Source organism: Streptomyces milbemycinicus (genome assembly GCF_002154605.1).
GTDB classification, from domain to species: Bacteria; Actinomycetota; Actinomycetes; order Streptomycetales; family Streptomycetaceae; genus Streptomyces; species Streptomyces milbemycinicus.
Window position 1 is genome coordinate 1 of sequence record NZ_MUNE01000162.1, and the last position, 9,017, is coordinate 9,017.

10 protein-coding genes are annotated in these 9,017 nt (G+C 67.6%); 6 read left to right on the forward strand and 4 right to left on the reverse strand.

Going from position 1 to position 9,017, the window contains the following annotated elements; all coding sequences use genetic code 11:
• Positions 1 to 1,255 (reverse strand): MFS transporter (locus CCN51_RS14585; RefSeq protein WP_107425986.1); only part of this gene is annotated, 1,255 nt, incomplete at its 3' end.
• Between the two features lie 33 nt (positions 1,256 to 1,288).
• Positions 1,289 to 1,732: a MarR family winged helix-turn-helix transcriptional regulator gene (locus tag CCN51_RS14590; RefSeq protein ID WP_014177489.1), complete on the reverse strand. Its 444-nt coding sequence runs from the start codon at positions 1,730 to 1,732 to the stop codon at positions 1,289 to 1,291.
• A 130-nt stretch (positions 1,733 to 1,862) separates the two neighbouring features.
• Here CCN51_RS14590 and CCN51_RS14595 point away from each other — a divergent pair, with 130 nt between their 5' ends.
• On the forward strand, positions 1,863 to 2,060 hold the full coding sequence (locus CCN51_RS14595; protein ID WP_014177490.1) for a ribbon-helix-helix protein, CopG family: 198 nt from the start codon (positions 1,863 to 1,865) through the stop codon (positions 2,058 to 2,060).
• Positions 2,061 to 2,096: 36 nt separating this feature from the next.
• Here the strand turns inward: CCN51_RS14595 and CCN51_RS14600 are convergent, their stop codons facing one another.
• Complete coding sequence (locus CCN51_RS14600) at positions 2,097 to 3,563, reverse strand: NCS2 family permease (protein WP_014177491.1); 1,467 nt, start codon at positions 3,561 to 3,563, stop codon at positions 2,097 to 2,099.
• A gap of 253 nt (positions 3,564 to 3,816) precedes the next feature.
• On the opposite strand from CCN51_RS14600, the gene CCN51_RS14605 reads away from it, so the two are divergent.
• Positions 3,817 to 4,065 carry a DUF2530 domain-containing protein gene (locus CCN51_RS14605; RefSeq protein ID WP_014177492.1) on the forward strand — a complete coding sequence of 83 codons (249 nt, stop codon included), beginning with the start codon at positions 3,817 to 3,819 and terminating at the stop codon, positions 4,063 to 4,065.
• 50 nt (positions 4,066 to 4,115) lie between these two features.
• Here the strand turns inward: CCN51_RS14605 and CCN51_RS14610 are convergent, their stop codons facing one another.
• Positions 4,116 to 4,886 (reverse strand): calcium-binding protein, encoded by a 771-nt coding sequence (locus CCN51_RS14610; RefSeq protein ID WP_086859613.1) that lies wholly within the window; start codon positions 4,884 to 4,886, stop codon positions 4,116 to 4,118.
• 175 nt (positions 4,887 to 5,061) lie between these two features.
• Here CCN51_RS14610 and CCN51_RS14615 point away from each other — a divergent pair, with 175 nt between their 5' ends.
• The 4 genes from CCN51_RS14615 to CCN51_RS14630 all read left to right on the forward strand — a co-directional run bounded on the left by CCN51_RS14615 (position 5,062) and on the right by CCN51_RS14630 (position 8,884).
• The gene (locus CCN51_RS14615; protein WP_043490628.1) at positions 5,062 to 5,880 is read left to right on the forward strand and encodes an SAM-dependent methyltransferase; all 819 of its coding nucleotides are present in this window, start codon (positions 5,062 to 5,064) and stop codon (positions 5,878 to 5,880) included.
• 245 nt (positions 5,881 to 6,125) lie between these two features.
• Positions 6,126 to 7,355: a helix-turn-helix domain-containing protein gene (locus CCN51_RS14620; protein WP_014177495.1), complete on the forward strand. Its 1,230-nt coding sequence runs from the start codon at positions 6,126 to 6,128 to the stop codon at positions 7,353 to 7,355.
• 56 nt (positions 7,356 to 7,411) lie between these two features.
• Positions 7,412 to 7,852, forward strand: a complete 441-nt coding sequence (locus CCN51_RS53275) for a hypothetical protein (protein WP_055413962.1) — start codon at positions 7,412 to 7,414, stop codon at positions 7,850 to 7,852.
• 300 nt (positions 7,853 to 8,152) lie between these two features.
• Positions 8,153 to 8,884 carry a TauD/TfdA family dioxygenase gene (locus CCN51_RS14630; RefSeq protein ID WP_086859615.1) on the forward strand — a complete coding sequence of 244 codons (732 nt, stop codon included), beginning with the start codon at positions 8,153 to 8,155 and terminating at the stop codon, positions 8,882 to 8,884.
• Positions 8,885 to 9,017 lie beyond the last annotated feature (133 nt).

Consider the following 9,017-nt stretch of genomic DNA (forward strand, 5'->3'; position numbering starts at 1 on the left):
CGCGGGTGGGCTTCGCCGCGGAGATCAGACCGCCCGCGGCGAAGCCCACCCGCGCGCCGTAGGTGTCGGTCAGCCAGCCCACCAGGGGGCCGCCGATCGGGGTGCCGCCCACGAAGACCATCATGAACAGGCTCATCACCCTCCCGCGCATCGCGGGGTCGGTCGCCAGCTGGACGCTGGAGTTCGCCGTCACATTGAAGGTCAGCGAGAAGATTCCGATCGGCACCATGAGCGCGGCGAACAGCCAGAAGGTCGGGGACAGCGCCGCCGCGATCTCCAGCAGGCCGAACATCAGCGCCGCGCCGACCAGCACCCGCTGTCTCGTCGTGGTCCGCCGGGCGGCCAGCAGCGCGCCGGTCACCGAGCCGACCGCTATCAGCGAGTTGAGCAGGCCGTAGGTGCCAGGTCCCGCGTCGAAGACGCCGTCGGCGAAGGCGCTGAGCCAGATCGGGAAGTTGAAGCCGAAGGTGCCGATGAAGCCGACCAGCACGATGGGCCAGATCAGGTCCGGGCGCCCGGCGACATAGCGCAGCCCCTCGCGCAGCTGTCCCTTGCCGCGGGGCGCGCGCTCGACCTTGTGCAGCTCGGCGGGGCGCATCATCAGCAGGCTGACGAGCGGGGCGGCGAACGACAGCCCGTTGAGCAGGAAGGCCCAGCCGCTGCCGACGGCGGTGATCAGCACACCGGCGACCGCCGGGCCCACCAGCCGGGCGGACTGGAAGTTCGCGGAGTTCAGGCTGACCGCGTTGCGCAGGTCCTTGGGGCCGACCATCTCGACGACGAACGCCTGCCGCGTGGGGTTGTCGACGACGGTGACCATGCCGAGCAGGAAGGCGATCAGATAGACATGCCAGACCTGCACAAGACCGCTGAGGGTGAGCGCGGCGAGCGCGAGCCCGCACAGCCCGAGCGCGGCCTGGGTGAGCACGAGCAGCCGCCGCTTGGGGTAGCGGTCGGCGATGACGCCGCCGTACAGGCCGAAGAGCAGCATGGGGAGAAACTGCAGCGCGGTGGTGATACCGACCGCGGTGGAGGAGCCGGTGAGGCTGAGGACGAGCCAGTCCTGGGCGATACGCGACATCCAGGTGCCGGTGTTCGATATCACCGCACCCGTGGCGAACAGCCGGTAGTTGCGGATCTTCAGGGAGCTGAAGGTCCCGCCCCTGGTGCGCCCGGCTGCGGCGGCACCAGTGGGGTCGGTCACGGGGTCGGTATGGGGTGCGGGTGCGGAGTCTGCTCCGGGTCCCGTACTCAAAGTGCGTTCGCCTCCTAGGCGGCTCGTTTCCTCTTACATCTGCGCGAGCTTCTCCAAGACCGGCGCGGCGGCGCGAAGCGCGGCCCACTCCTCCTCGGTCAGCCCGCCGACCAGCTCGGCCAGCCAGGCGTTCCGCCTGCGCCGGCTCTCTTCGAGCATGGCCTCTGCCCGCTCGGTCGGCGAGACGACTTTCTGCCGCCGGTCCTCCGGATGCGGCTCCAGCCTGACCAGTCCCTTGGCCTCGAGCAGCGCCACGATGCGGGTCATCGAGGGCGGCTGGACATGCTCCTTACGGGCGAGCTCGCCCGGGGTGGCCGAGCCGCACAGGGCCAGCGTGCCCAGTACGGACATCTCGGTGGGGCTGAGCGACTCGTCGACGCGCTGGTGCTTGAGCCGTCGCGACAGACGCATCACGGCGGATCGCAGTGCGTTCACGGCGGCTGTGTCCTCGGTGCCACCATGGGACAGATCCGGCATGGTCTTTAGCATAACTCATTACCTCGTCTAATGAAACCTGCATGACGACCCGGTAACAGGCTCACCCATACGAGTGAGTAAGTTCCGGAAAGTGACGCAGCGAGACGCATGTCACGGGGACCCTGGCCGCATGGGATCGCCCACGGGATCGAAAGTGCTCAGCCTACGGATCGATGGCGAGCTGCTGGACCGGGTCCGGGAGCATGCCGCAAAACGCGGAATGAGCGTCCAGGACTATGTCATCCGGACGCTCATTCGCGAGGACTTCGACGAACGCTTCAAGACGTCCGTCGACGAGACGGAGCGCTTCTACGGCCGGGCCCCCTAGGCCCCACCAGCGCGCCCGTACGTCTGTGTGCCGGGGTCAGCCGGACCCGAGCGCCTGCTGGATCGGGTGCAGCAGGAAGTAGACGAGGAAACACAGCCCGACCGCGCTCAGCAGCCAGGGCACCTCCCGCATCCGCCGGGTCGCGAACCGCAGCAGCAGATACGACAGCACGCCGAGGCCGATCCCATTGGTGATGCTGTACGTGAACGGCATCGAGATCATGGCCAGAAAGGCCGGAACCGCGATCGTGAAGTCGCTCCAGTCGATCTCCTTGACGTTCGCGGCCATGATCAGGAAGCCCACGACCACCAGCGCGGGGGTCGCCGCCTGCGACGGGACGACCTTGGCCAGCGGGGTGAAGACCAGCGCGAGCAGGAAGAGCCCGCCGGTCACCACGTTCGCGAAGCCCGTACGGGCACCCTCTCCGACACCCGCCGTGGACTCCACGAAGCAGGTGTTGGCCGAGGCCGAGCCGAAGCCGCCGCCCGCGACCGCGACGCCGTCCACCATCAGGATCCGGCCCATCCCCGGCAGCTGGCCCCGCTTGTCCGTGAGCCCGGCCTCCTCGCCGACGCCGATGATCGTGCCCATGGCGTCGAAGAAGCCGGACAGCAGCACGGTGAAGACGAACAGACAGCCGGTGAGGATGCCGACCTCATGGAAGCCGCCGAACAGGCTGACCTGACCGATCAGGCCGAAGTCCGGGGTGGCGACCACCTTGTCCGGCAGCTCGGGGACGGTCAGCCCCCAGCTCCCGCCCGGGATATCGGCCACGGCGTTGATCACCACCGCGACCACCGTCATGGTCACCATGCCGATGAGGATCGCACCGCGCGTCTTGCGGACGACCAGGACGAAGGTGAGCGCGAGCCCGGCCACGAAGATCAGCACCGGCCAGCCCTGCAGCTTGCCCTCGATGCCCAGGCCCATCGGCACGGTGGTGTTGGCCTTGTCCGGGTTACGGGTGACAAAGCCCGAGTCGACCAGGCCGATCAGGGCGATGAACAGCCCGATGCCGATCGCGATCGCGCGGCGCAGCCCGCCCGGGATCGCGTCCATCACCCGCTGCCGCAGCCCGGAGGCCACCAGGAGCATCAGCACCAGACCCGCGAGGACCACCATGCCCATGGCGTCCGGCCAGCTCATCTTGGGCGCGAGCTGCAGCGAGACCACGGCGTTGATGCCGAGCCCGGCGGCGAGCGCGATCGGGACGTTGCCGATGACCCCCATGAGCAGGGTGGTCAGACCGGCCATCAGGGCCGTGGCGGTGACCAGCTGGGCGTTGTCGAGGTGATGGTGGAACTTGTCCTCGCCGCTCCCGAGGATGATCGGGTTGAGCACGATGATGTAGGCCATCGCGAAGAAGGTCGCCAGACCGCCGCGGACCTCCCGGGAGATGGAGGACCCCCGCTCGCTGATCCGGAAGAACCTGTCCAGGCCGTTTCTGGGGGGTGCCGGAGCCTGCTGCTTGGCGTCGGCCGGCGCGGTGGCCGAGGGGGACATGAAGTACCTCAGAGGTGCGTGAACATAACCAACAGGCCATTTTGGATGATCAGACAAGACAATCCAGCCAGACCCGGACCGATTCAGTATGAATACATGAAGTGTAAAAACGCCAATCCCGGTGCCAAACCCGACGCCGCCCCCGCGCCGACCCCCGCGCCGATCCCGGGGCCGATCCCGGAGCCCGGAGACGAGCGGGCCGGGTGGGGGACGGCGCTCTCGCCGCCCCACACCCGGCCCGTAAGCTGTGCGCATGACGAAGTGGACCCCCAAGCACGAGGCCCCGGCGCCCCTGGAGGGCAATGTCGTCGCGACGATCACCGGTGGCACGATCGTGTGGTTCGTCCTCTTCCTGGTCCAGCTGCCCTTCTACGGCTGGTACGACGACCACGGCCATCTGTGGTGGCTGTGGACCTGCCTGGCCGGCGGCGGCCTGGGGCTGATCGGCATCTGGTACGTCCGCACCCGCGAGGCGGCCATCCGACGCTCCCGCGAGACCTGAGCGCCCTCGGCCCAAGGCCGCTTACTGCACGTTTACTGCTACTGCACGTCTTACTGCACGTCGATGAAGTCCCCGCCCGCCGTGGCCGGCGGGGTGGTCGAGGTGCCCGCGAAGGTCCAGCGGTACCAGCCGTCCTCCGTGGCGGTGACGGTCGTGTTCAGCGCCCCACGGCTGCCCGTGTTCACCGTCTTGAGCGTGGTGTACGTGTCACTGTCCCGCTTGCGGAACTGGAGCTGCGCGGGCTGGTTGGTGTAGCCCGAGTAGGCACCGGTCTCCCAGTTGGCGCGGGTCAGCGCGCCGGTCACGGTGAGGGGCTTGCCCTTCTTCACCGGCTCGGGCGAGGCGTCGACCGTCAGCTTGGACAGCCGCTGCACCGTGAAGGAGCCGGCCTGGTCGGAGGTGAAGTAGTCACCGTCCTTGCCATCGACCCACGCGTTGACATACCAGGTGCCGGCCGGGGTGTTGTCGGCGAAGTCGATCTCCGGGTCGATGGTAAAGGTCCCCGTGCAGGTCGAGGTGGTGGCGTCCGTGGCCGAGGCGACGCAGGTCACCTTGGCGTCCGGCTGGAGGTAGCCGTACGACGGCCCGTCCAGGTAGAGCTCGGCGCGCTTGATGCCCGAGTCGTCCTTCGCGACCACCGCGACCTTGAAGGTCTTGGCGCCCGTCGTCCCGACGGCGATCTTCCCCGCGCCGTCGACCGTGACGTTTGTGATCGTGGTGTCGCCTGATCCGTCCATCTTTGCCGCCTGCGCCGCCGGGGCAGCCAGACCGCCCAGTGCGGTGGTGGCGGCGAGCATGGCGAAGGTAGTGCGCTTACGCATCTGTCCCCCCACAGGACTGAGAGGGCCCGGCCGCGGGCATGCGGCAGCGGAGCCCGACAGGGAGCAACCGTACGATCTTCACTGATCATTCACAAGAGCTTCGGTGACCCAACGATTCTTTCCGGGTAAGAAAGTTGCTCACTTCTCACGCCAACTGACCAGTAATGTGGGCTTCATGACCGGCCATGGTTTTCGCGCGGACCAAATCGACACCAGCAAGCCGCACTCGGCTCGAATGTACGACTACTTCCTCGGCGGGAAGACGCACTACTCCGTCGATACCCGGGCCGCAGAACAGGTCGAGGTCGTCTGGCCCGACGTCATCCCGTGGACCCGCGCCAACCGGGCCTTCATGCACCGCGCGACCCGCTGGCTGGCCACCGAGGCGGGCATCCGGCAGTTCCTCGACATCGGCACCGGCATCCCCACCCAGCCCAATCTGCACCAGGTGGCCCAGCAGGCGGCCCCAGCCTCCCGGGTCGTCTACGCCGACAACGACCCCATCGTCCTGGCCCACGCACAGGCGCTGATGCTCTCCGCCCCCGAGGGGCGCACCGCCTACCTCCACGCCGACGTCAAGAACCCCGAGGCCATCCTGGCCGCCGAGGAGCTGCACGCCACGCTGGATCTCAGCGAGCCGGTCGCGCTGTCCCTCAACGCGCTCATGCACTTCATCGGCGACGACCAGAAGCCGTACGACATCGTCCAGCGGCTGCTGGCCCCCCTGGCGCCGGGCAGCTATCTCGTCCTCTCCCACGGCGCGATCGACCCCCGCCCCGGCCTCTCCGACGCGGTCACCAACCTCTACCGCGCAAGCGGCATCCATGTGCAGGGGCGCACCCACGAGGAGATCACGGCCTTCTTCGACGGCCTGGAGCTCATCGAGCCGGGCGTGGTGATGCCGCACCGCTGGAAGCCGGAGACCGAGCGGGAGCGGGCGGAGGCGGACGCGCGGGATCTGTGGATCTACGCGGGGGTGGGACGCAAGGGGTAGGGGGCTTCCCCCTACTGCGCCGGGTGCGGGGCCCTACCGCCGGGGCTGCCCGGCCCCAGCGCCTCCCGCGCGCTCTCAGGCGTCCGGATGCGGCAGGACTCGGGAGGATGGGCCGAACTCACTCCGCGTGGGCCCTTCAGCCTGGGTACCGTTTTGGGGTGATGCGCCTGAACGGATGGAGCTGTGATGCCCTGCCGAGTGATTGAGTACCGTCGTCGGCCTGCGACCAGGTGGGGAGTGCGCTGATGCTGGAAGAGGCTGAGGAGATCGGGCGCCGTGTGCGCCGGGCGCGGCTCCGGCTCGGAATGCCGCAGGCCGACTTGGCCGCTGCTCTCGGTAAGACTCAGGGCTGGGTATCGAAGATGGAGCGCGGTCTGATCGAGATCGACCGCGTGGGGCTTCTGAACTTGCTCGCAACCGAGCTGCACGTGCACCCCAACGACTTGATCGGACGACCGTACACGAGCAGCCCGGCCGAGAATCAGTGGCAGGTCGCTGCCACGTCCATCCTGCGTGAGCTGCGGCGCTATGACCTTGCGCCGGTTTTCGACGGAACCCCGCGCCTCTCCAGTGAGCTGTGGCGCGAGTTGGCCCGGCTCCACCGTCTCCGTGATGCGGCGGCCAACGTAGCGATCCTGGGTGTGCTGCCGGATCTGTTGCGGGAGGCCCGCGCCCTTGCCGAGTTGGCCGCAGGACACGAACGAGAAGAGGCTTACGCGGTATACGCGGTCGCATGCAAGTTCGCGCACACAGCCGCACACGCACTCGGGCACCCCGAACTGATCGCTATGGCCGCTGAACGTGCTGCCTGGTCCGCCCGCCTGTCCGGCGACCCCGTGATGCCCGCGCTGGCCGACTGGATGCGCGTCTGGGACATGTGGGCCACCGCAGACTGGGCCGATTCCCTCGCCCTGTCGGATAAGGCCCTCACCAGCATCCAGGACAGCTACGACCAAGGCGAGCCGCTTGCCTTGCGTATGTGGGGTTCGCTTCAGCTCCGTGCTGCGGTCGCTGCCGCGCGGGGCAACCGGGCTTCGGAAGCTGAAGACCGCATCAGCCATGCGCGTGACGCTGCCGAGCGTATGAGCGCCTACCAGGGCCCGCCGGTCTACGACCGGCACTCGGTGACGTTCTCCCCCGGCAACGTCCAGATCCACGCCATCAGCGTCGCGCTGGAGACCGGCGACCAGACCAAGGCTCTCGCGATAGACCGTCGCACGAGCCCCGAGTTGGTCGGCAGCCTGCCCAACTCGCGCCAAGGACACCATCACATGGACTTGGCTCGCGCATGGTTGTGGGATGGAAGCCGGGACCGCGCCTTGTCCGAGTTGGAGACCGCCGAGCGGATCGCCCCTCAACTGGTTCGCAATCACCCCATCGCCCGATCCACGCTGCGCAGCATCGTCTACGCCGAGCGGGCCGCGACGCGCGAGAGGCTGCGGCGCATGTCCGACCGCTTCCACCTGGACGGATGAGGGTCGTATTCCTGCGATTCATATTGGGCTCCTGACGCGCTCGTAGCTTCGAGAGCATGACAGGACGCACAGCCCCTCATCTCCCCTCTCAGGGCGCCCAGTTAGGCACAGCGGCCCCGTTCTATCCGCGACTTGGCGACCTTGCCCGCGACACTGCCCAGGACGGGCGGATCGGGGTCGTGGTCGCCCTGCCCCAGCCAGGAACTACGACTTACCACTTGCGCCCGCCCGGCGGCGGAGGCGAGTGGTCCGCACCGGCCGACGGAACGACCCTGCGGCCGGTCCCGGCTCAGGTCACCCACATCACTCCCGCGAAACGGGATGTGGTCTTCGACCATCGGGCCCGCCAGGGCGCCATGCCCGTCGCCGTGCACTACGAGGACGGCGGGATCAGCGAGGCCGTCCTCATCCTTACCTCCGCTCAACTGGAGCTGTACGCCTGCCAGATTGAGCACATCATCAGCCTTCGCGACAAGGCGGGAGATGGCCCCTCGTGAGCTCTCTGCACGCTGGCCCACCGGCTTCCGAGCACAGCACCGCCGTGCCCAACCGTGCGTCTGCTCCGCATCCCCGTCGAACCGCTAGCTAGACCCCGTCCCCTGCCGGATGAGGCCGTGGTTTCTGGTCCATTCCGGCGAGCCCCGGCAGGGGGCGGGTTCGCCCGCCACCACCTACACACGTGCGTAGGTAGCGGAAGGCGACTCGTTCACATGCCCGCCGCCCGGGGCGGGAGCACTGCACCAAACCCAACGCTTCGCCCAGCCGGGCGAAGTGGATCCGCAGAAAGGAACAGTACGATGCCCGAGATCGCGAGTGCTGACTGGGACGGCTTCATCGACCTGCCGAGAGAGCTGGAAGAAGATCTGATCGAGATCGGAAGGACGCTTCCTGCTTGGAGCGTGGAGGGCGCCTTCCTGGCAGATTCCACGATCGAGCGGTACCGGGTCAAACTGGATTCAGCTCCGCTGTTCGATGAAGTCCGGGGGCCCCTTCTCGACATGCTGAGCGGGGCCGCTGGCGGATACGCCGTAGTGCGCCTGCGGAACATCGCTCAGGCGCTGGGGATCGGGGACCAGTTCCTACACTTAGCAACGGCAATTCTCGCCGAGGTGGCGATCCCTTTCCAGCCTTTCCAGCGGTGGCCGCTGTGGAAGGAGATCGGGACCAATCTCGACGCCAATCCCGGCCTGTCCACCGGTACGGGGTACAACGCATTTCACATGGACTTGGTCAATGCGACGCAGCCTCCGGATTACACGACGCTTCTGTGTGTCCGACCCGACCCGCTCGGTGCCGGCGCGAGCATCCTTTCCGATGCTCGCGCGGCCGTATCGCGCTTGTCGCCATCAAGCCGCGCCCTCCTGGCCGACATGGCGTACAGCTACGGATCGTTCTTCAATCTGTCTGACGTGGGCGAGGAGTACCGGCCGTTCCCAGTCCTGGATGGCGAACCCGCGGACCTCGGATTCGTACGGTTCACGGCCAAGATGCTCATCGAGTCCGGACTCGATGAGGCACCTTGGCCGTGAACCGTACGAATCTGAGGTCCGCGGGTTCGCCATCCAGGCCTGGGAACGGCCGGTACTCCTCGCCCACGTCAGACAGATTGAAGAACGATCCGTAGCTTTACGCCATGTCGGCCAGGTGGGCGCCGCTTGATGG